Origin of the sequence: Caballeronia calidae (genome assembly GCF_900044055.2) — a bacterium.
In the GTDB taxonomy this organism is placed as follows: Bacteria; Pseudomonadota; Gammaproteobacteria; order Burkholderiales; family Burkholderiaceae; genus Caballeronia; species Caballeronia calidae.
Map to the genome: position 1 here is coordinate 120793 of NZ_FCOX02000003.1, position 21199 is coordinate 141991.

General features: G+C 64.3%; 19 protein-coding genes. 7 read left to right on the forward strand and 12 right to left on the reverse strand.

Features of this window, described 5'->3' with window-relative positions:
* Nucleotides 1–60 precede the first annotated feature (60 nt).
* From AWB78_RS04410 to AWB78_RS46265, 6 genes are all read right to left on the reverse strand, one after another.
* Nucleotides 61–2172, reverse strand: a complete 2112-nt coding sequence (locus AWB78_RS04410; RefSeq protein ID WP_062602630.1) for a prolyl oligopeptidase family serine peptidase — start codon at nt 2170–2172, stop codon at nt 61–63.
* Between the two features lie 109 nt (nt 2173–2281).
* The gene (locus AWB78_RS04415) at nt 2282–3400 is read right to left on the reverse strand and encodes an ABC transporter ATP-binding protein (RefSeq protein WP_062602632.1); all 1119 of its coding nucleotides are present in this window, start codon (nt 3398–3400) and stop codon (nt 2282–2284) included.
* A 35-nt stretch (nt 3401–3435) separates the two neighbouring features.
* Entirely contained in the window at nt 3436–4293 is an 858-nt protein-coding gene (locus tag AWB78_RS04420) for a carbohydrate ABC transporter permease (protein WP_062602635.1), read from the reverse strand.
* Nucleotides 4283–5221 (reverse strand): carbohydrate ABC transporter permease, encoded by a 939-nt coding sequence (locus AWB78_RS04425; protein ID WP_062602637.1) that lies wholly within the window; start codon nt 5219–5221, stop codon nt 4283–4285. The genes AWB78_RS04420 and AWB78_RS04425 overlap by 11 nt, the downstream gene beginning before the upstream one ends.
* Nucleotides 5222–5382: 161 nt before the next feature.
* Nucleotides 5383–6636, reverse strand: coding sequence for an ABC transporter substrate-binding protein (locus AWB78_RS04430; protein WP_062602640.1), 1254 nt, complete (start codon nt 6634–6636; stop codon nt 5383–5385).
* A 76-nt stretch (nt 6637–6712) separates the two neighbouring features.
* Nucleotides 6713–6892 (reverse strand): hypothetical protein, encoded by a 180-nt coding sequence (locus tag AWB78_RS46265; RefSeq protein WP_157697406.1) that lies wholly within the window; start codon nt 6890–6892, stop codon nt 6713–6715.
* A 338-nt stretch (nt 6893–7230) separates the two neighbouring features.
* On the opposite strand from AWB78_RS46265, the gene zwf reads away from it, so the two are divergent.
* From zwf to AWB78_RS04445, 3 genes are all read left to right on the forward strand, one after another.
* A complete protein-coding gene (zwf, locus tag AWB78_RS04435) occupies nt 7231–8691 on the forward strand; it encodes a glucose-6-phosphate dehydrogenase (protein WP_062602642.1) in 1461 nt (486 codons plus the stop codon).
* Between the two features lie 126 nt (nt 8692–8817).
* The gene (gene pgl, locus AWB78_RS04440) at nt 8818–9528 is read left to right on the forward strand and encodes a 6-phosphogluconolactonase (protein ID WP_062602644.1); all 711 of its coding nucleotides are present in this window, start codon (nt 8818–8820) and stop codon (nt 9526–9528) included.
* Nucleotides 9509–11419: a bifunctional transcriptional regulator/glucokinase gene (locus AWB78_RS04445; protein WP_062602645.1), complete on the forward strand. Its 1911-nt coding sequence runs from the start codon at nt 9509–9511 to the stop codon at nt 11417–11419. Before pgl ends, AWB78_RS04445 begins: the two co-directional genes overlap by 20 nt.
* 171 nt (nt 11420–11590) lie before the next feature.
* Here AWB78_RS04445 and AWB78_RS04450 read toward each other — a convergent pair whose 3' ends face one another.
* A complete protein-coding gene (locus AWB78_RS04450) occupies nt 11591–12724 on the reverse strand; it encodes a porin (RefSeq protein WP_062602961.1) in 1134 nt (377 codons plus the stop codon).
* Between AWB78_RS04450 and AWB78_RS47530 the strand changes: the two genes are divergently transcribed.
* Nucleotides 12651–12878 carry a hypothetical protein gene (locus AWB78_RS47530; protein ID WP_198399215.1) on the forward strand — a complete coding sequence of 76 codons (228 nt, stop codon included), beginning with the start codon at nt 12651–12653 and terminating at the stop codon, nt 12876–12878. The genes AWB78_RS04450 and AWB78_RS47530 overlap by 74 nt on opposite strands.
* Nucleotides 12879–13077: 199 nt before the next feature.
* Here the strand turns inward: AWB78_RS47530 and AWB78_RS04455 are convergent, their stop codons facing one another.
* From AWB78_RS04455 to AWB78_RS04470, 4 genes are all read right to left on the reverse strand, one after another.
* The gene (locus AWB78_RS04455; RefSeq protein ID WP_062602963.1) at nt 13078–14226 is read right to left on the reverse strand and encodes a porin; all 1149 of its coding nucleotides are present in this window, start codon (nt 14224–14226) and stop codon (nt 13078–13080) included.
* A gap of 544 nt (nt 14227–14770) precedes the next feature.
* Nucleotides 14771–15550: an ABC transporter ATP-binding protein gene (locus AWB78_RS04460; protein ID WP_062602647.1), complete on the reverse strand. Its 780-nt coding sequence runs from the start codon at nt 15548–15550 to the stop codon at nt 14771–14773.
* A 30-nt stretch (nt 15551–15580) separates the two neighbouring features.
* Nucleotides 15581–16294, reverse strand: a complete 714-nt coding sequence (locus AWB78_RS04465; RefSeq protein ID WP_062602648.1) for an ABC transporter permease — start codon at nt 16292–16294, stop codon at nt 15581–15583.
* Nucleotides 16295–16321: 27 nt separating this feature from the next.
* On the reverse strand, nt 16322–17008 hold the full coding sequence (locus AWB78_RS04470; protein ID WP_062602650.1) for an ABC transporter permease: 687 nt from the start codon (nt 17006–17008) through the stop codon (nt 16322–16324).
* 534 nt (nt 17009–17542) lie between these two features.
* Between AWB78_RS04470 and AWB78_RS04475 the strand changes: the two genes are divergently transcribed.
* Nucleotides 17543–18241: a pirin family protein gene (locus AWB78_RS04475; protein WP_062602651.1), complete on the forward strand. Its 699-nt coding sequence runs from the start codon at nt 17543–17545 to the stop codon at nt 18239–18241.
* A 68-nt stretch (nt 18242–18309) separates the two neighbouring features.
* Here the strand turns inward: AWB78_RS04475 and AWB78_RS04480 are convergent, their stop codons facing one another.
* Complete coding sequence (locus AWB78_RS04480) at nt 18310–18906, reverse strand: Spy/CpxP family protein refolding chaperone (RefSeq protein ID WP_062602653.1); 597 nt, start codon at nt 18904–18906, stop codon at nt 18310–18312.
* A gap of 245 nt (nt 18907–19151) precedes the next feature.
* Here AWB78_RS04480 and AWB78_RS04485 point away from each other — a divergent pair, with 245 nt between their 5' ends.
* Together AWB78_RS04485 and AWB78_RS04490 are read left to right on the forward strand one after the other, a co-directional pair.
* Nucleotides 19152–19874, forward strand: a complete 723-nt coding sequence (locus tag AWB78_RS04485) for a response regulator (RefSeq protein WP_062602654.1) — start codon at nt 19152–19154, stop codon at nt 19872–19874.
* A complete protein-coding gene (locus AWB78_RS04490) occupies nt 19858–21183 on the forward strand; it encodes an ATP-binding protein (protein ID WP_062602656.1) in 1326 nt (441 codons plus the stop codon). The genes AWB78_RS04485 and AWB78_RS04490 overlap by 17 nt, the downstream gene beginning before the upstream one ends.
* The last annotated feature ends 16 nt before the right edge of the window (nt 21184–21199 follow it).

The following is a 21199-nucleotide window of genomic DNA, read 5'->3' on the forward strand; positions in this document are numbered from 1 at the left end:
AATCGGGGGCGGACGCGCGACTCCGGCTGAAACGGGCCGTTGCGCGTCCTGCAACGAGCGTTACGGACGCGCCCCCAGGTTCGTCGCGAGAAAGGTGAATGCCGCCGCTTCCGCCTGCGCGACCGCTTCGGGCTCGACGCCCGCACCATGACCGCCTTCGCCGGTTTCCTGATACCAGACGTTCGCGTGCCCTTGCGCCTGCATCCTGGCGGCCATCTTCCGCGCGTGGCCGGGATGCACGCGGTCATCGCACGTCGACGAGGTGAAGAGCACGGGCGGATAAGACACGTCCGCCTTCACGTTCTGATACGGCGAATACGCCATCAGATGACGCAGGTCATCGGCGTCGTCCGGGTCGCCGTATTCGTCGATCCACGATGCGCCCTGCAACAGCAAATGAAAGCGCGCCATATCGACGAGCGGCACTTCCGACAGCACCGCGCCGAAGAGATCGGGCCGCTGCACCATGCACACGGCCGTCAGCAGGCCACCGTTGCTGCCGCCGCGAATCGCGAGTTGTTTCGCCGTCGTGACGCCGCTATCGATGAGCGCCTGCGCCACCGCGATGAAGTCGTCGAACGACACCTGCCGGTTCTCGCGCAACGCGGCCTGATGCCACGCCGGTCCGAATTCGCCGCCGCCGCGTATGTTGGCGATCGCGTACAGTCCGCCGCGCTCCAGCCACGCGATGCCGGTGGTCGCGTCGTAATGCGGATCGAGCGCGACTTCGAATCCGCCGTAGCCGTAGAGCAGGCAAGGGCGCGCATCCGTGTCGCGCCCGGCGTCCTTGCCGATCAGCCAGTACGGAATGCGCTCGCCGTCCGGCGCGATCGCGTGACGGCGCACGGCGGACAGGCCGCTCGCATCGAACTGCGCCGGCAGGCTGGCGAGCAGCGCCCAGGGCGCGTCGCTCGCGAGATCGGCGTGATGGAGCGATGGCGGCATCAGAAAGTGCTCGACGTGAATGAGCACGGTGTCGTCGCGCTCGCTGTCGATGGAATCGACCCAGGACTGGCTCGCGTCGGGCAGCGTGAACTCGCGCGGTTCCCACTCGCCGCTTTCTTGCGATGGCGGGCGCATGAGCGTGACGCGCGGCGTGCCGTCGTCCATCTGCGAGACGATCAGCCAGTGCTTCGTGAAGTCGATGCCCGCGAGCACGAGACGTTCCGACGGCGTGAAGAGCGCGGTGAACTGGCGCGAGCCCGCGAGAAAGGCGTCGCGGCGAATGACGGCGAGCGTGCCCGGTGCATGGCGGCGGCCGCCCGCATTCCAGTATTTGCGCGGCGTGACGAAGAGCCAGCCGTTCCAGTGCTCGATGTCCGCATGCGTCGGCAGATCGTATTGACGCCATTCGTTGGCGGTTTCGTCGAGCCAGTAGTTGAGCGTGTCGTAGAACGTGACCGCGCGCGAGGCGAGATGCAGCTTTTCGAGCGGATCGTAGTCCGCGCCCGCCGATACGTCGCGCCGCTCGCCTGCGAACACGACGGGCGCATCGGCGAGCCGCGTGCCGCGCTTCCAGCGGCGCGACTCGCGCGGAAAGCCCGAGGTCGTGAGCGCGGGGCGCGGGTTCGTCTTGCTGTCGTCCCAGCCGACATACACCGTGTCGCGATCGATCCACGAGATATCGTGCTTGCCGACATCGGGCAGCGTGAAGCCGTCCGCGACGAAAGACTTCGACGCGATGTCGAACTCGCGCACCATGCACGCGTCCGAGCCGCCCGGCGACAGGCTCACCAGCGCGCGATCGTAATCGGGGTAGAGCATGTCGAAATCGGCCAGCGCCCAGCGGGTGTCGTCTTTTTCGTTCGTGTTGAGGTCGAGCGCATCGACGTCGAGGATGGTTTCCCAAACGGGTGCGCCCGCGAGCCACGCGCTCCACGGCGTGCGCCGCACGATGCCGAGCGGATGCGCGTCGTCCTGCCATGTGTTGTAGGCCCAGTCGCCATAGCGCGAGCACGTGACGATGCGGTCCTTCGACGTGTACGCCTTTTCCAGACGCCCGGCGAGCGCGCGCGCGTCGGCGGTGTTGCCGAATGCGGCTTCGGTGCGGCGATTCTGGGCATCGACCCAGGCTTGCACGCGTGCGTCATCGAGCGCTTCGAGGCCGATGAAGGGATCGGCGCCGTCGGAAACAGGCCAGGCGAGGTCGGGATGCGAGGGGAGAAGAGTCATGCGGCTCAAGGTGGATCGAAGTGCAAAAGGTCGATTGTGCCCTGTAACGGTCACCCAACGAAAAACGCCACGGCGAACCGTGGCGTTTCGAGTCGATGAAACAGCAAGCTCAAGCCAGCCGTTCCTCCGTCTGCGGATCGAACAGCACAGCCTTCGACACATCGAACAACAGCGTCATGTTCGACAGCGGCTGCGGGTTGGAGGCCGGGTGCACGCGCGACACGATGCGCTTGCCGTTCACCTGCGCGAACACGAGCGTGTCCGGCCCGGTCGGCTCGATCACGTCGACGCGCACGTCGACCGGCTGCAGGCTGGCATCCGACACATCGTGGGCGCTGCGCGAATCCGTGATGCGCTCCGGACGCAAGCCGAGGATCACGTCCTGACCGAGCTTGCCGCGCAACCGGCCCGCATCGAACGGCAGATTCAGCACTTTCTGCGCGACGCCCGTATCCAGCTGCAACCCGACGCCCGAACCCGCCTCGACGAGCTTGCCCGTGATGAAGTTCATCGGCGGCGCGCCGATGAAGCCCGCGACGAACAGGTTCGACGGCGAATCGTAGATTTCCTGCGGCGCGCCGAACTGCTGCACGATGCCGTCCTTCATCACCGCGATGCGGTCGCCGAGCGTCATTGCTTCGATCTGATCGTGCGTCACGTAGACGATCGTCGTGCCGAGGCGCTGATGCAGCAGCTTGATTTCCGAACGCATCTCGATACGCAGCTTCGCGTCGAGGTTCGAGAGCGGCTCGTCGAAGAGGAACATCACCGGATCGCGCGCGAGCGCACGGCCCATCGCGACGCGCTGACGCTGACCGCCGGACAACTGCCCCGGCTTGCGGTCGAGCAGATGACCGATCTGCAGGGTCTCCGACACGCGATCGACGATCTTCTTCTGCTCGTCCTTCGGCACCTTGCGGATATTGAGGCCGAACGAGATGTTGTCGCGCACGCTCATCGAAGGGTAGAGCGCGTAGGACTGGAACACCATCGCGATGTCGCGATCCTTCGGCGACAGATTGTTGACCGTCTTGCCGTCGATCATGATGTCGCCGCGGGTCACGGTCTCCAGCCCCGCGATCATGTTCAGCAAGGTCGACTTGCCGCAGCCCGAGCCGCCGACGAGGATCAGGAACTGACCGTCCTCGATATCGATGTTGACGCCCTTGAGAACCGGCACCCCGTTCGGGTAGGTCTTGTACACGTCACGGATGGAAAGGCTTGCCATGTGAATCCTCTATATCTCTACCGGGCGATGCCCGATTAACCCTTCACCGCGCCGGCCGTCAGCCCGCGCACGAAATAACGTCCGGCGATCATGTAGACGAGAATCGTCGGCAATGCGGCGATGATCGCGCCCGCCATGTCGACGTTGTATTCCTTCACGCCCGTCGATGTGTTCACCAGGTTGTTCAGCGCCACCGTGATCGGCATGGAATCCACGCCCGAAAACACGATACCGAACAGGAAGTCGTTCCAGATCTGCGTGAATTGCCAGATCAGGCACACCATGAAAATCGGCAGCGACACGGGCAGAAGGATCTTCGTGAAGATCGTGAAGAACCCCGCGCCGTCGATGCGCGCCGCCTTCACGAGCTCGGCCGGAATGCTCACGTAGAAGTTGCGGAAGAACATCGTCGTGAACGCGATGCCGTAGATCACGTGGACGAGCACGAGGCCGCTCGTCGTGTTCGAGAGGCCGAGATAGCCCTGCAGGCGCGCCATCGGCAGAAGAATGGCCTGGAAGGGGATGAAGCAGCCGACCAGCAACATCGTGAAGAAAGCGTCCGCGCCGCGGAAGCGCCAGTGCGTGAGCACATAGCCGTTGAACGCGCCGACGAACGACGAGATCAGCACGGCCGGTATCACCATGCGCACCGAGTTCATGAAGAACGGCTGCATGCCGTCGCAGCGCACGCCGGTACATGCTTCCTGCCACGCTTTCACCCACGGTGCGAACGTGAAGTGCGAAGGCGGCGTCAGCAGGTTGCCGGTGCGCAGCTGGTCGAGATCCTTGAACGACGTCGACAGCATCACGTAGATCGGGAACAGGAAGTAGAGCGCGAAAAGTATCAGCACCGCGTAGATGACGGCGCGGCTCAAAGTCATCTTAGGCTGCATTGCGGGTGCTCCTCGATTCGAGATACATGAGCGGCACGAGCACCGCGACGACGGTGGCGAGCATCATCATCGACGATGCGGCGCCCACGCCGAGCTGTCCACGATTGAACGAGAACGTGTACATGAAGATCGCCGGCAGCGACGACGACGTTCCCGGACCGCCCGCCGTCAACGCGACGACGAGGTCGAAGGTCTTGATCGTGATGTGGCAGAGAATCAGCAGCACGGAGAAGAACACCGGGCGCATGCTGGGAATCACGATCTTGCGGTAGATGGTCGGCAAGGTCGCGCCATCGACTTGCGCGGCCTTGAAGATTTCGCTGTCCACGCCGCGCAGACCGGCAAGGAAGAGCGCCATCACGAAGCCGGTCGATTGCCACACCGCCGCGATCACGACGCAGAAAATCGCCTTGTCCGGATCGCCGAGCCAGTTGAACGAGAAGCTCGTCCAGCCCCAGTCGTGGAACACTTTCTCCAGACCGAGGCCCGGGTTCAGAATCCACTGCCACGCGGTGCCGGTCACGATGAACGAGAGCGCCATCGGGTAGAGGAAGATCGCGCGCAATGCGCCTTCGTTGCGGATCTTCTGATCGAGAAGGATCGCGAGGAAAAGGCCGAGGAACACGCAGATGCCGATGAACGGAATGCCGAACCAGCCGAGGTTGGCGGCCGATGTCCACCAGACGTCGTTGGCGAAGAGCTGCCTGTACCGGTCGAGGCCGGCGAAGTCGTAGCGCGGCATGAGCCGCGATTCGGAAAGCGACAGATATCCCGTAATGGCGATGAAGCCGTACACGAAAACGAGCGCGATCACGATGCTGGGAGCGAGCACCAGCTTCGGAATCAGGCGATCGGCGAGCGCCGCCGTCGGTGAGGCGCGACGGGGCGGATTTTGCGGTTTCTTGTCCGCGGTAATGGAGGCAGTCACGACTCGACTCCTGGAAGATGCGCCGGCGCTGTCGTGCGTTGGGCGGCACGGATCAGCGCGCATGCGGCGGATGGCTGCGGCGCTTGAATGGTGCGACGTTACTTGTGGCTCACGAACCGCCCGGCGCGTGCATGGGCACACGCGCCGGGCGGACACTGCCCTTACTTCGTCTTGGCGGCGTTCGCGAGCGCCTGCACCGCGCTCTTCGAATCCTGCGACGAATTCATGAACTTCGTCACGACGTCCGTCATGGCGCCGGCGACGGCATCGCCCTGAGCCATGCCGTGCGCGAGCGACGGCACATAGCCGCCCGATTTGATCGCCGTCTGTTCATCAGCGTAGGACTTCTTCGCGCAGTCGTCGAACTTATCCATCGGGACGCCCAGACGCACCGGAATCGAACCCTTGTTCAGGCTGAACTGCTCCTGGAATTCAGGCGACATGATGGTCTTCGCGAGTGCGAGCTGGCCCGGCGTCGCGGCCTTCTGGCCCTTCTGCTGGAAGAACACGAACGAGTCGACGTTGAAGGTGTAGGCCTTTTCCGTGCCCGGCACCGGCGCGCAGATGTAGTCCGTGCCCGCCTTCTTGTTCGCGCCGGCGAATTCGCCCTTCGCCCAGTCGCCCATGAACTGCATGCCGGCCTTGCCGTTGATGACCATGGCGGTCGCCAGGTTCCAGTCACGGCCGGTGCGGCCGCTGTCGAAGTAGCCCTGGATCTTGCGGACCGTGTCGAACACCTGAATCATCTTGTCCGACGTCAGCGTCTTCTGGTCGAGATCGACGATCGCCTTCTTGTAGAAGTCCGCGCCCTGCGACAGCACGACGTCTTCCCACAGCGTCAGGTCCTGCCACGGCTGGCCGCCCATTGCGATCGGCATGATGCCCGCGGCCTTCATCTTGTCGGCGACCTGGAAGAACTCGTTCCAGTTGGTCGGCACCTTGCCGCCGGCCTTGTCGAGCGCGGCCTTGTTGATGTACAGCCAGTTCACGCGGTGCACCGAGAAGGGTGCAGCGACGTAGTGGCCGTCGGCGTGGATGATCTTGTCGATTTCAGGCGGCAGATTCTTCTTCCAGTCGCCGGCGACGGAATCGATCGGCACGAGCACGCCTTGCTCGGCCCATTCCTGGATCAGCGGGCCCTTGATCTGCGCTGCCGTCGGCGCGTTGCCCGAAATCACCTGTGTCTTCAGCGCGGTCATCGCGGCCGCGCCCGCGCCGCCCGCGACAGCGAAGTCCTTCCAGGTGTATCCCTGCTTCGTCATGTCGTCCTTGAGCACGCCGACTGCCTTGGATTCGCCGCCGGACGTCCACCAGTGCAGCACGGAAACGGCTTCGGCAGCCTGAACCGCCGACGCCGTCGCGCCGCACAGAAGACCTGCGGCGCACAGCGCGCCCATGAGCTTACGGACTTTCATTGTTTATCTCCTCCAGACACCTGAACAAGAAACGATTGGCTCCCGATGCCGCGAGTAGCGTGCTAGGAAGCGGTGGTCAAAAAACGGCAAAGCTGAATGGCCGGAAATCGGCGGTGTCGGCGGGGAAGCGGCAGGCGCAAGTCACCACGAGCGCGGCGTGCCGGGCCGGCAGACCGATGTACGGCCGCACGGCTCTCAAGAGATGAGTGAGTTGAATCGCAACGGCTGTCTCCTCTTTTGATTTTTGCTCAGCCACGCAAGCCCGCCTCGCAAGGCGCGCCCGATAGCGAGCGGGAGGTTCGAGCGCTCGCCGGGCCGGATGGGGCGCCTTCCGTGGAAAGCGACGACCCGCGGGCTCCGTTAACATGCGCTCGGAACGTCTACTCTGAAAGAACCGCGCTGCCGGATTCAACCGATTGACCGCGCGATTTATCCGTCGATGACATTTCCTCTTGATTTGGATTGTAGTTAAACTACAATTCAGTGTCAAAAAAAATTTTATCGGACTACGGCCGCCTCGGCGCGCCCGGTGGTCTCATGGGCAGCAAGCCCCGATTCGACTCACATCCAGTTCTCGAACCCACGTAGAGACTCATGCAAAGCGACTCGAACTTCACCTTCGTACTTTTCGGCGGCACCGGCGATCTCTCCATGCGCAAGATTCTTCCTGCGCTCTTCGAGGCGCATCGGGCGGGCATGCTCAATCCGGCGGGCAAGATCGTCTCGGTCGCGCGCGAAGCCAAGGAACAGGGCGAATATCGCGCCTGGGTCGAGGATCATGTGAAGCCGCACGTGTCGAAGAACGGCGTCGACGAATCCGTGTGGCAAAGCTTTCTCGATCGCTTCCAGTACGTCGGCATCGACCTCGGCCGCTCGGAGGATTTCGTTCTGTTGCGCGACGTCCTCGCGCAGTTCGGCGGCACGCGCGTGTTCTATCTCGCGACGGGGCCGTCGCTCTTCGTGCCGATCTGCCGCGCGCTCGCCGATGTCGGGCTCAATCAGGATTCGCGCATCGTGCTGGAAAAGCCGCTCGGCTACGACCTGAAGTCGTCGAACGCGATCAACGACGCCGTCGGCGAAATCTTCCAGGAAGAGCAGATCTACCGGATCGATCACTATCTCGGCAAGGAGCCGGTGCAGAACCTGCTGGCGCTGCGTTTCGGCAATGCGCTCTTCGAACCGCTGTGGCGCCGCGAATGGGTCGAAAGCATCCAGATCACGATCGCGGAAGAATTGGGCGTGGAAGCGCGCGGCGACTTCTACGACAATACGGGCGCGCTGCGCGACATGGTGCAGAACCACTTGCTGCAACTGCTCTCCATCGTGACGATGGAGCCGCCGCACTCGATGGACTCCGACTCCGTGCGCGACGAGAAGCTGCGCGTGCTGCGCGCGCTCAAGCCGGTCGACGAGCGCGATATCAGCCGCGTCGCGGTGCGCGGGCAATATCATGCGGGAGTGATCCGCGGCGCGGCGGTGCCGGCGTACGCGACGGAGCCGGGCGTGCGTCCCGACAGCACGACGGAAACCTTCGTCGCGCTGAAGGTGGAGATCGAAAACTGGCGCTGGGCGGGGGTGCCGTTCTTCCTGCGCACGGGCAAGCGGCTCGCGGACCGCGTCGCCGAGATCGTCGTGAATTTCCGCGCGGTGCCGCACTCGGCGCTCGGCGCGAATGCGCTGCGCGCGGGCGTGAACCGGCTCGTGATCCGGCTGCAGCCCAACGAGTCGATTCGTCTCTATTGCCTGGCGAAGCAGCCCGGCGAAGGCATGAATCTAGCGAGCGTGTATCTGGACCTCGCGTTCGATCAGTTCTTCAAGGAAGGACAGATGGAGGCGTACCAGCGCCTGCTGCTCGACGTGATTCACGGGCGGCTCGCGCTGTTCGTGCGGCGTGACGAGCAGGAAGCGGCATGGCGCTGGGTCGAGCCGATCCTGAACGCATGGGCGTCGTCCACCAACAAGCCCAAGCCGTACGCGGCGGGCACGTGGGGACCGGCGGCGTCGAGCGCGATGCTCGCGCAGGCGGGCACGTGCTGGCGCGAAGAAGAGAATTGACGGCGTGACGCCGACGCCGCCCGAACGAGGCGCGCGGCGGGCACGCGAAGACGGGAGACCGCGTTCGCGCATCATCGCGATGGTGCGAACGAACGCGGATCGATAAACAAACAAGCAGGAGGAGCAGTGATCGAGCTTCGCACTTTCGACGATCCACGCGCCCACTCGGACGCGCTGGCGAAAGCCGTGAGCGACGCGCTTAAGGCGTCCCTCGCGGCGAGGGGCGCGGCATCGGCCGACGCCACGGGACAAACCGCTCACGCGACGCTCGCCGTATCCGGCGGCACGAGCCCGAAGCCGTTCTTGCAAACGCTCTCGCGCGAGCCGCTCGACTGGGCGCACATCGACGTGACGCTCGTCGACGACCGCTGGGTGCCCGAGACGGATTCCGCGAGCAATGCGCAGCTCGTGCGCGACACGCTTCTGCAGAACGCGGGCGCGGCGGCGTACTTCCTGCCGCTCGTCGATACGGGCAAGCCGCTGGAAGCGCATATCGCCGAATTGAACGCGGATGCGCGCCGCCGTCTGCCGGATGTCGCCGTGCTCGGCATGGGCGAAGACGGCCACACGGCCTCGATCTTCGCCGATGCGACGGAATGGGATTTCGCGATCTCGACGCCGGACCGCTTCATCTCCGTGCATCCGGGCGCGGCGCCGCATGCGCGCGTGAGCCTGTCGATGTCGGCGCTGACGCAGATCGGGCAGCTGTATCTCTTCATCGCCGGTCAGAAGAAGCTCGACGTACTGAACGCGGCGCTCGCCGCGCCGCAAAAGAACGCCATCTCGACGTTGGCCCACGCTGAAGGAGTGAAGCTCGATGTCTACTGGTGTGCATAAGACAGCGACTCAGCACGCCGACGGGCCGCGGCTTCTGGCCGACATCGGCGGCACGAATGCGCGCTTCGCGCTGGAGACGGCGCCCGGCGAGATCGGGCAGATCCGCGTGTATCCGGGCGCCGATTACCCCGGCATCGCGGAGGTGATGCAGCAGTATCTGAAGGACACGAAGGTCGGCCGCGTGAATCATGCGGCGATCGCGATCGCGAATCCCGTCGACGGCGATCACGTGCAGATGACCAATCACGACTGGAGCTTTTCGATCGAAGCGACGCGCCGCGCGCTCGGCTTCGATACGCTGCTCGTCGTGAACGACTTCACCGCGCTCGCGATGGCGCTGCCCGGCCTGACCGACGCGCAGCGCGAGCAGGTCGGCGGCGGCTCGCGCCGGCAGAACAGCGTGATCGGCCTGCTCGGGCCGGGCACGGGTCTGGGCGTATCGGGGCTGATTCCGGCCGATGACCGGTGGATCGCGCTCGGCAGCGAAGGCGGTCACGCCACGTTCTCGCCGTTCGACGAACGCGAAGACCTCGTGATGCGCTATGCGCGCCGCAAGTTTCCGCACGTGTCGTTCGAGCGCGTGTGCGCGGGTCAGGGGCTCGAGCTGATCTATCGCGCGCTGGCGGAGCGCGACAACGTCGCGGTCGCCGACAAGTTCACCGCCGCCGACGTCACGACCCGCGCTCTGGACGGCGAAGCGCTCGCGCTCGAAGCGGTGAACTGCTTCTGCGCGATCCTCGGCACGTTCTCCGGCAATATCGCGGTGACGCTCGGCGCGCTGGGCGGCATCTATATCGGCGGGGGCATCGTGCTCAAGCTGGGTGAGCTGTTTCACAAGTCGCCGTTCCGCGAGCGCTTCGAGGCGAAAGGGCGCTTCCAGCAGTATCTGTCGGGCATTCCCACGTACATCATCACGGCCGAATATCCGGCGTTTCTCGGCGTGTCCGCGATTCTGTCGGAGCAGCTGTCGAACCGCGCGAACAGCGGCTCGTCGGCGGTGTTCGAGCGCATCCGCCAGATGCGCGATGCGCTGACGCCCGCCGAGCGGCGCGTCGCCGATCTCGCGCTCAATCACCCGCGCTCGATCATCAACGATCCGATCATCGACATCGCGCGCAAGGCCGACGTGAGCCAGCCCACCGTGATCCGCTTCTGCCGCTCGCTCGGCTGTCAGGGGCTGTCGGACTTCAAGCTGAAGCTCGCGACGGGCCTGACCGGCACGATTCCGGTGAGCCACAGCCAGGTGCATCTCGGCGACACCGCCACCGATTTCGGCGCGAAGGTGCTCGACAACACCGTGTCCGCGATTTTGCAGTTGCGCGAGCATCTGAACTTCGACAACGTCGAGCGCGCGATCGACATTCTCAACGGCGCGCGGCGCATCGAGTTCTACGGGCTCGGGAATTCGAACATCGTCGCGCAGGACGCGCACTACAAGTTCTTCCGCTTCGGCATCCCGACGATCGCTTACGGCGACCTCTACATGCAGGCCGCCTCCGCCGCGCTGCTCGGCAAGGGCGACGTGATCGTGGCGGTCTCGAAGTCGGGCAGGGCGCCGGAACTGCTGCGCGTGCTCGAAGTGGCGATGCAGCAGGGCGCGACGGTCATCGCGATCACATCGAGCAACACGCCGCTCGCCAAACGCGCGACGGTCGCGCTGGAAACCGATCACATCGAGATTCGCGAATCGCAGCTTTCGATGATTTCGCGCATCCTGCATCTCGTGATCATCGACATTCTCGCGGTCGGCGTGGCGATTCGCCGTGCCGCGCCGAAGCCGGGCGCGAAGCTCAGCGACGCGGTCGCGCAGAAGCGCCAGTCGAGCGGCGATGACGCCGCCGCGGTGCTCGACTGGCTGAGTCACGGGGCATCGGGCATGGCGCGGGACTGAGCGCGTTCGGGCATCAAACGAAAAGGCCGCCGATGTGAATCGGCGGCCTTTCGCATGTAAGCTCGCGGCACAAAAAAACGGTGCGATATCGGCTTGGACATCGCACCGGACACGCCTCTCGCAGTGACGTGAAAACCTTCTGCGAAGCTATGGTTCGCCGCGAGTCGCCGATCAGAACGAGTGCTGGATGCCGGCGTACACACCCGTCTGGCTATGGCCGGGAAGCGGGTTGTCGGTCGCGGCGGACGAGCCGAAGCTGTTGGCGTTCAGCCCGTAGTTCGCGGTCTTGCTGTTCTGCACCGTCGCGATCTGCAGATCGAGCAGCGCGCGCTTCGACAGGTTGTACGAACCGCCGACCGTGTAGATGGTCGCGTTGCCCGCGCCGTTGTTGCCGTTCACGTGATACACCGCCGCGATCAGCGCCGCCGCCGGCGTTGCCTGCCACGTCACGCCGCCCCATTCGTGATCGAGCGTGGTCGGCTGGCCGGGCAACTGGCCGGTCATGCCAGACGTGCGGATCGCCTGATAGCCGCCCTGAAGCTTGAACTGGCCGAGGAACACGTTGAGCATCGCCGTGTATTCGCGCGAGTAGGCGTAGGCGCCGTTGCTCGTGTCATAGCTGCCGCCGAGCGAGCCGTTTGCCGGATTGCGAATTTCGTCATAGATGCCGCGGACCTGGAAGAGCGGCGCCGTGTACGTGATCTGCGCGCCCGCCTCGCGGCCTTGCGTGGTCGTGCCGTTACCGTTCCAGCTCGTCGCGTTCGAGAGCGCGTACTGGCCGTAGAAATCGAAGCCGGCGACCTTCGGCGACTGATACGAGACGTTGTTGCTCGATTGCGGCCAGTTACGGCCACGCACCAGCGACGCCGACGACCAGTTCGACTGCCCGAACGGATCGAAGTCCCACACGCCGTTCGAGATGAAGAGCTCGCGGCCCAGCAGCATCGTGCCGAACTGATTGTTCGCAATACCGACCGTCGCCCAGCGATTGAAGAGACCGCCGTTGCCCGGACCCTGACCGTTCATCGTGTTGAAGCTGCCTTCGAGCTGGAACACGGCGCGATTGCCGCCGCCCAGATCCTCGGCGCCCTTCATGCCCCACAGGCTCGTGCCCCAGTCGCCGCTTTCCGCCCTGAAGCGATTCGTGCTGCCGGTCGCCGCGCCGTTCGGACCCGCGCCGGTCGGCACGCCGGTCATATATTCGAGGCCCGCGTCCAGGCGGCCATATAGCGTGACGCTGCTCTGGGCATGTGCCGCTGCGCTGAACGCCAACAATGCTGCCGACGCGAACAAGACCTTCTTCATCATCTCCTCCAAACCCTGTCAAAAAATCGAAGTCGTGGTTGCTGCCTGCGACGCGATGCGAGGACATCGCGCCGAAACCGTCATCGAAGAGCGGACGCGTGCAGCGGGCCGTCGCGTCGGCATTCCTCGGATTTTTGACAGGATTTTGAAGTAAAACTACTTATTTGCGCCTGTATTTTTGTAGTTTTGCTTGCCACTTTGACAAATGTCGTCCGCCTCCATCAGCGCGTGACGTCGATAACCGGGCGCCCCAAATAAAAAACGGTGCGATACCCTTTCGGGCACCGCACCGATACGCGCCTCTCGCAGCAGCGTGAAAACTCTCGAAGCTATTTTCTGTTCAGACTCGTCGATCAGAACGAGTGCTGGATACCTGCGTACACGCCCGTCTGGCTGTGGCCGGGGAACGGGTTGTCCGTCGAGGCAGCCGAGCCGAAGTTGTTGGCGTTCAGGCCGTAGTTCGCGGCCTTGCTGTTCTGCACCGTCGCGACCTGCAGGTCGAGCAGGGTGCGCTTGGACAGGTTGTACGAGCCGCCGACCGTGTAGATGGTCGCGTTACCCGCGCCGTTGTTGCCGTTCACGTGGTAGACCGCGGCGATCAGTGCCGCCGCCGGCGTCGCTTGCCACGTCACACCGCCCCACTCGTGATCGAGTGTGGTCGGCTGGCCGGCCAACTGGCCCGTCATGCCCGAGGAGCGGATCGCCTGGTAAGCGCCCTGAACCTTGAACTGGCCGAGGAACAGGTTGAACATCGCCGTGTACTCGCGCGAGTACGCGTATGCGCCGTTGCCGCCGTTGCCGCCGTCGATCGGGTTGTATGCGCCGCCGAGCGTACCGTTCGCCGGGTTGCGGATTTCATCGTACATACCGCGGATCTGGAAGAGCGGCGACGTGTAGGTGATGTACGCGCCAGCTTCGCGGCCTTGCGGGGTCGTGCCGTTACCGTTCCAGTTCGTCGCGTTGGACAGCGAGTACTGACCGTAGAAGTCGAAGCCCGCGACCTTCGGCGACTGGTACGAAATGTTGTTGCTCGATTGCGGCCAGTTGCGGCCACGCACCAGCGATGCCGACGACCAGTTCGACTGGCCGAACGGATCGAAGTCCCACACGCCGTTCGAGATGAACAGCATACGGCCCATCAACAGGGTACCGAACTGGTTGTTCGCCATACCGACCGTTGCCCAGCGATTGAAGAGACCGCCGCCGCCCGGGCCCTGACCCGTCATGGTGTTGAAGCTGCCTTCCAACTGGAACACGGCGCGATAGCCGCCGCCCAGGTCTTCGACGCCCTTCATCCCCCACAAGCTCGTGCCCCAGTCGCCGCTTTCCGCCTTGAAACGGTGCGAACTGCCGGTGGCGGGCGCGCCGGCCGGACCGGTCGGCACACCGTTCATGTATTCGAGCCCGGCGTCCAGGCGGCCATACAGCGTCACGCTGCTCTGAGCGTGCGCGACCGCGCTGAACGTCAGCAGTGCTGCCGACGCGAGCAAAGCTTTCTTCATCATCTCCTCCAACCCTGTCAGAAAATGGAACCCAAGTGCTGCTGTGTGGTTCGATGCGAGCGCACCCAACCGAAAATTGTTTTCAGAGGAAGGACACGCGCGGGCTGTGGTGCTGTGGCGATTCGCGCGTCGTGGGCACGAACCCGACGCCGATCCGTCGATCGGTGTCGTTCCTCTGTTTCTTTTGGACTTTTGAAGTAAAACTACTTTTTCGGTACTTCGTTTTGGTACTTTCGTTACCAATTTAACAAAATACGTTTTAGCCGCCAAAGAAAATCGACTCTTCCGGGATGTTTGTGTCAAAAATGCAATGCCCATGTGGTAGGAAAGCTACCCACAGGATGGGAAACGCCCCGCAAAGCCTTATGCCGTCGAGGCTTCAGCGCGTTGTAAGTTTCAGGGTCAGGTTTGTCGCCTATTGACGCGAACGTGGCGCGGCGCTAGGTCGAAGAGGCGCGGGAAAGAGATTGGCAGGCCCGCGCGCGGACGCAAAAAAAGCGCCTCGCGGGCGCCTTTTCTGGAGTGGAAGGTTGCTGGTTGCCGCTTACTTCAGGCTGCCCGACAGGAACTGCCTGAGGCGCTCGCTCTTCGTATTGCCAAAGACGGCATCCGGGTGGCCTTCTTCCTCGATGCGCCCCTGGTGCAGGAACACCACGTGGTTCGACACGTTGCGCGCGAACGCCATCTCGTGCGTGACGACGATCATCGTGCGGCCTTCCTCGGCGAGCGTCTGCATCACTTTCAGCACTTCGCCGACGAGTTCCGGATCGAGCGCGGAGGTCGGCTCGTCGAAGAGCATGACGTCGGGATGCATCGCGAGCGCGCGGGCGATCGCCACGCGCTGCTGCTGTCCGCCCGACAGATGCGACGGATACTGCTTCTCCACGCGCGGCGCGAGGCCGACCTTCTCGAGATACGTGCGCGCGCGCTCCTCGGCTTCCTTCTTCGAGAGCCCGAGCACGTTCACGGGCGCCTCGATCACGTTCTCCAGCACGTTCATGTGCGACCAGAGATTGAAATGCTGGAACACCATCGAAAGCTTCGAGCGGACCTGGCGCAACTGCTTCTGGTCAGCCACTTTCAACGCGCCGTGCTTGTCCTTCACCGTGCGGACTTCGTCGCCGTCGACGAAGATGCGCCCCTGGTTCGGCTGCTCCAGGAAGTTGATACAGCGCAACATCGTGCTCTTGCCCGAGCCCGACGAGCCGATGATGCTGATCACATCGCCGGCGTTCGCCTTGAGCGAGACGCCCTTCAAAACTTCGTTGCTGCCGTACTGCTTGTGAATGTCGTCGACGACTAGCTTGTGCTTCTGGGAATTCATGGACGGTCCTTGGCCTCGCGCGATGGACTTTTATTTGCCTTGCGGCCGCAAATACGCGAGCCAGCGATGCTCGGCGCGGCGGAACAGCCACACGAGCGCGAACGAAATGCAGAGATAGAGCAGGGCGGCGATGCCGAACGCCTCGAACGACTGATACGTCGCCGAATTGACATCGCGCGCGATCTTGAGGATGTCCGGCACGGTCGCCGTGAAAGCGACGGTCGTCGCGTGCAGCATGAGGATCACCTCGTTGCTGTAATACGGCAATGCGCGGCGCAGCGCCGACGGCAGAATCACCCGCCGATACAGCGTGAAGCCCGACATGCCGTACGCGCGCGCCGCTTCGATCTCGCCATACGGCGTCGCCTTGATGGCGCCCGCGAAGATTTCGGTCGTGTAGGCGCACGTGTTCAGCGTGAAGGCGAGCAGCGTGCAGTTCATGCCGCTTCGGAAAAACTCGGCGAGCAGCATGTGATCGCGCACGACCTGCAGGCTATACAGGCCCGTATAGCAGAGCAGCAGCTGCACGTAGAGCGGCGTGCCGCGAAACACATACGTATAGAGCCACACCGCGCGCGACAGCAGTCTGTTCTTCGACACGCGCGCGACCGCGAGCGGCACCGAAAGACAGAAGCCGAGGCCGATGGAAATGACCAGCAGCCACATCGTGATCGCGAGACCGGTGATGCGGTAGCCGTCGGTGAAGAGGTAGTTCTTCCAGTATTCCTGGATGATTTCGATCATGATCCCTGCCGCTCTTGAATGGACCGATTAGAGGTCAGCCTTGCGCACGCCGATGGAATAGCGCCGCTCCAGCCAGATCAGCACGAGATTCGAGATCGTGGTGATCGCGAGATAGATCGCGCCCGCGATCAGCGTGAAGAAGAAGAAACGCAGCGTGCCCTTGCCGGCGTCCTGCGAGGCCTTGACGACGTCCGCGAGACCGATGATCGACACGAGCGCGGTCGCCTTGACCATCACCTGCCAGTTGTTGCCGATGCCCGGCAGCGCGAAGCGCATCATCTGCGGAAACATGATGCGCGAGAAGGTCTGCCAAGGCGTCATGCCGTAGGCCGCGCCCGCTTCGAGCTGGCCGCGCGGCACCGAGAGAAAGGCGCCGCGGAACGTCTCGGTGAAATACGCGCCGTAGATGAAGCCGAGCACCAGAATGCCGGCGAGGAACGGATCGATGTCGATCTGATCCCAGCCCATCGCATCGGTGAAGAGGTTCAGCCAGATTTGTATGCTGTAAAAGAGCAGCAGCATCAGCACGAGATCGGGCACGCCGCGGATGAGCGTCGTGTAGACGGTGCCGAGACCCGACGCCATCCGGCTTTTCGAGAGCTTCGCCGCCGCGCCGATCAGGCCGATCACGAAGGCGAACGCGAGCGACAGCACCGCCAGCTTGACGGTCTGCCAGGTGCCCGCGAGGATCAGCGGACCGTAGCCTTGCAACATGGTGATTCCTTGGTAAGGTGCCTTACGTGCATGGAGTGCGATGGGCGCGGCGCGCGGTGGTCGTCCGCGCGGGATGTTCCGCAGGCCCACGCCCTGGCGGCAGCGTCCGTGGGTGACGGCGTTGCGCGCGATGCCAAACTATTCATGTTTCTCCTCAGCCGGTGGCGCATTCCCCGCGCGGCTCGGCTGTTCCTTCATCGGCCTTCTCCGGCTTCGCGGCCAGCGGTCGGTATTCTAGATGGTCAAAATTGCGCGCCGCCGTTGCTGCTAACCCTGCCGTCGTGCGGTTTGCGCGCCGGTTTTTCCGGTGCCGAATGCCCGGCGCGGGCGATTCGCGGGCGATCGCCACCCGTTGCCATGCCGAAAAGCGCGGTATTTTACCCGAACGCGGGCGGCGCGCGGGTGAGAAGCCGGAGCTGTCCGATTACATGCATCAGCGGAACAATGTAGTGCCGCCGCGCGCGTTGTTTGAAAGGGGCCGCGCCCTTACATTCTCTCCATCGCAAAACAACGCCTTGGGCGGGAGCAAACATCATGATCGAGATTCGCCGCAGCAACGAACGGGGTCACGCCAACCACGGCTGGCTGGACTCGTATCACAGCTTCTCCTTCGCCGATTACTACGATCCGGAGCACATGCACTTCGGCGCGCTGCGCGTGATCAACGAAGATCGCGTCGCGGGCGGGCAGGGCTTCGGCGCGCATGGGCATCGCGACATGGAAATCGTGAGCTACGTGCTCGACGGCGCGCTCGCGCATAAAGACAGCATGGGCAACGGTTCGACGATCCGTCCCGGCGATGTGCAGCGCATGAGCGCGGGCACCGGCGTGCGCCATAGCGAGTTCAACGGCTCGCCGACGGACACCGCGCACTTCCTGCAGATCTGGATCATTCCGGATGCGCCGGGCGGCGCGCCGGGCTACGAGGAAAAGCGCTTCACGGACGAGGACAAGCGCGGCCGCCTGCGCGTGATCGCATCGCCGGAAGGCGCGGACGGCTCGGTGAAGATCGGCGCGAACACGCGCATCTTCGCAGGCCTCTTCAATGGCGACGAGCGCGCGGACTTCGACGTGCCGGCCGGCCGCCGCGTCTATGTGCATGTGGCGCGCGGCGCGGTGACGGTGAACGGCGAGGCGCTCGGCGCCGGCGATGCCGCGAAGCTCGAGGACGTGTCGAAGGTCACGGTGGAGAAGGGCGAGAACGCGGAAGTGCTGCTGTTCGATCTCGCCTGATCGTCGTCCGAATGTGTCGAAGGCCGCGGAGCGTTTGCTCCGCGGCCTTTTTCATGCGCCGTGCCGACTTACGGCTTCGCGGTCGCCGACGCGCCCGCTGCCGCTCCCGGCGCGCCGTCCGGGCCGCCGCGGTGCTTGCCCCAGCGCTCGTGCATCTTCTGCTGATGCTCGTGCATCTTCGCGAAGTGCTTCTTGAGCGCCGTGCTGACGGTCGTCTTCTGCTGATCGTTCAGCGCGTTGTAGAAGTTGAGCCACGCGGTCGCGGTCTGCTCGCGCAGTTGCGCGTTCTGCGCCTCGATCTTCTGATGCGCGGCGTGCATCGCGTTCAGATCGAGGATCGGCTGGTTTTCCATCGACTTGAACTGGTCGTGCATCTGCTTGTGGCTCTCGCGCATCGCCTGATGATTCTGCTTCATCGTGGTGAGCGCGGTCTGCCACAGCTTTTCCTGATCCGCACTCAGCTTCAACTGGCCGTGCAGCTCGTCCAGTTGCTTCTGCATGCGCATTTCCATGCGATGTCCGCCGTGGCCGCCGTGGCCGTCCATCATCGCCGGGCCGCCGGGGGGCGGTGCGGGCGGCGCGTCGTTCGTGGCGGCGTAGGCCGTGCCGAAGGTCAGCGCGATTGCAGCGGCGGCGGCAGTGAGGATGCGGTATTGCTTGGCCATCTTGATACTCCCTTGATTGTTGTCGAAGCCGAAGCCGCGAGGCCTTGATCGATGCGTCAGATGGTGCGTCGAGGTCTTGCGCTTGTCGGTGAGACACAGCGTAGGGCTTCCCGGCGGTGCCCGTGTTACGGCATCGGTCAGGCTTGTTACGCCGGTTTACGCCTCGCTTTCGTCGTAACACCCGGTAACCCTTATGGCACGGCTGTCATCAATCTCGGTCTGACTCACGCGCTAAACTCCATCCCATGACTACGCAAATACTTGTCGTCGACGACGACGCCGAACTGCGCGACCTTCTGCGCGACTATCTGGTCCGGCAGGGCATCGAGGTATCGGTGCTGCATGACGCCGGCGGTCTCGAACGCCGCATCGAGCGCGAGCGGCCCGATCTCATCGTGCTCGATCTGATGATGCCGGGCGTCGACGGTCTCACCGCGCTCAAGCACTTGCGCGCATCCGGCGACGATATCCCCGTCATCATGCTGACCGCGCGCGCGGACGACGTGGACCGCATCGTCGGGCTGGAGCTCGGCGCGGACGATTACCTCGGCAAGCCGTTCAATCCGCGCGAACTGCTCGCGCGCGTGCAGGCCGTGCTGCGCCGCCGCCGCACCGTTCCCTCGGCCGCGCCCGAGCAGCGCGAGCCGTATTCGTTCGGCCGTTTCCGGCTGGATTTCCAGTCGCGCACGCTGCAACAGGACGACAAGCCGCTCACGCTGTCCGGCAGCGAGTTCGCGCTGCTCAAGATCTTCGTGAACAACCCGATGCGCACGCTCACGCGCGAGCGCCTGCTCGAACTGCTGCACGGCCCGGAATACGACGGCACCGACCGCGGCATCGACGTGCAGGTGTGGCGTCTGCGGCGCATCCTGGAGACCGATCCTTCCGCGCCGCGCTTCATCCAGACGGTGCGGGGACGCGGTTACGTGTTCGTGCCGGACGGCGAGCAAAATGCGCCGGGCAATTGACACGCTGTTCGGGCGGCTGGTCGTCATCGTCATCGGCATGCTGGTGCTGTCGCATGTCGCGTGGTTCGCAATCATCCGCTTCGAGCGCGACAACGTGCAGACGCGCTTCGCCGTCGAGGAAGCCGTGTTCCTCGTCGAGGCGGTGCGCCAGCACATCGCCAATACGCCGGATCAGCCCTTGCCGCCGCGCGTGCACACCGTGCCGCTCGGTAGCGCGGACGTGCCGAAGCCGCCCGGCGAGGACATCCCGCCGCCGCTGCAGCGCTTCGTCGAAGACCTGAAAGACCGTCTGCCCGACGGCACCGAAGTGCGCCTGAACGAGCCCGGCGGACCGCCGAGCGTGTGGGTGCACGGCGCGAAGGACGCGGGTTGGATCGTCGTGCCGGTGCAGCCGTTGCGTCCGCCGCGCTCGCGCGACCGCATGCTGGTGTGGCTCGCGCTGATTTTCTCGACCGCCGTGCTCGCCGCGCTGTTCGCCGCGTGGCAGTTGCAATCGCCGCTGCGCTCGCTCGCGCAGGCGGTCGCGCGCTTCGGACGCGGCCAGCCGACGCCGCCCGTGCCCGAGCGCGGCCCGCGCGAATTGCGCCAGCTCACGCACGGCTTCAACCAGATGGTGCGCGAGGTCTCGCAGACCGAGAACGACCGCGCAGTGATGCTCGCCGGCGTCGCGCACGATCTGAAGACGCCGCTCGCGCGCCTGCGCCTGCGTGCCGAAATGATGGACGACGAGAAAATGCGCGACGGCGTCGTGCGCGACGTCGATTCGATGGCGCATATCGTCGATCAATTCCTCGTCTTCGCGCACGACCGCGCGGACGGCAGCGAGCCGGTTTCCGTCGACGAGCAATGCGAGCGGATCACGCGGGCGTATCGCGCGGTCACTCCGGGCGCGCAGCCTATCCGCCTGGATCTCGAAGCGGGGCCGGCCTTCGTGCTGCCCGCGGCCACGCTGGACCGCCTGCTGTCGAATCTGCTCGACAACGCCCACGCGTATGGCGCGCCGCCTGTCGTCATCGAGACGCGGCGGGATGCGAAGGGGTGGGTGCTGTCGGTATCCGATCACGGCAAGGGCATCGCGCCGGACGATCTCATCAAGGCGAGCCGGCCGTTCGTGCGGCTCGATCCGGCGCGCGGCGGCAGCGGTCACAGCGGGCTCGGGCTCGCCATCGTGGAGCGGCTCGCGCGGCGCGCGGGCGGCGAGTGCGAGATCGGCAATCGTGCCGGGGGCGGCCTGCAAGTCGCGATGGTCTTTCCGTTCGACATCGCTTCGCGGACGGTGGAAGAACGCCGCGAAGAGCGCGCGCTGTAATGGCGCGCTGAATCAC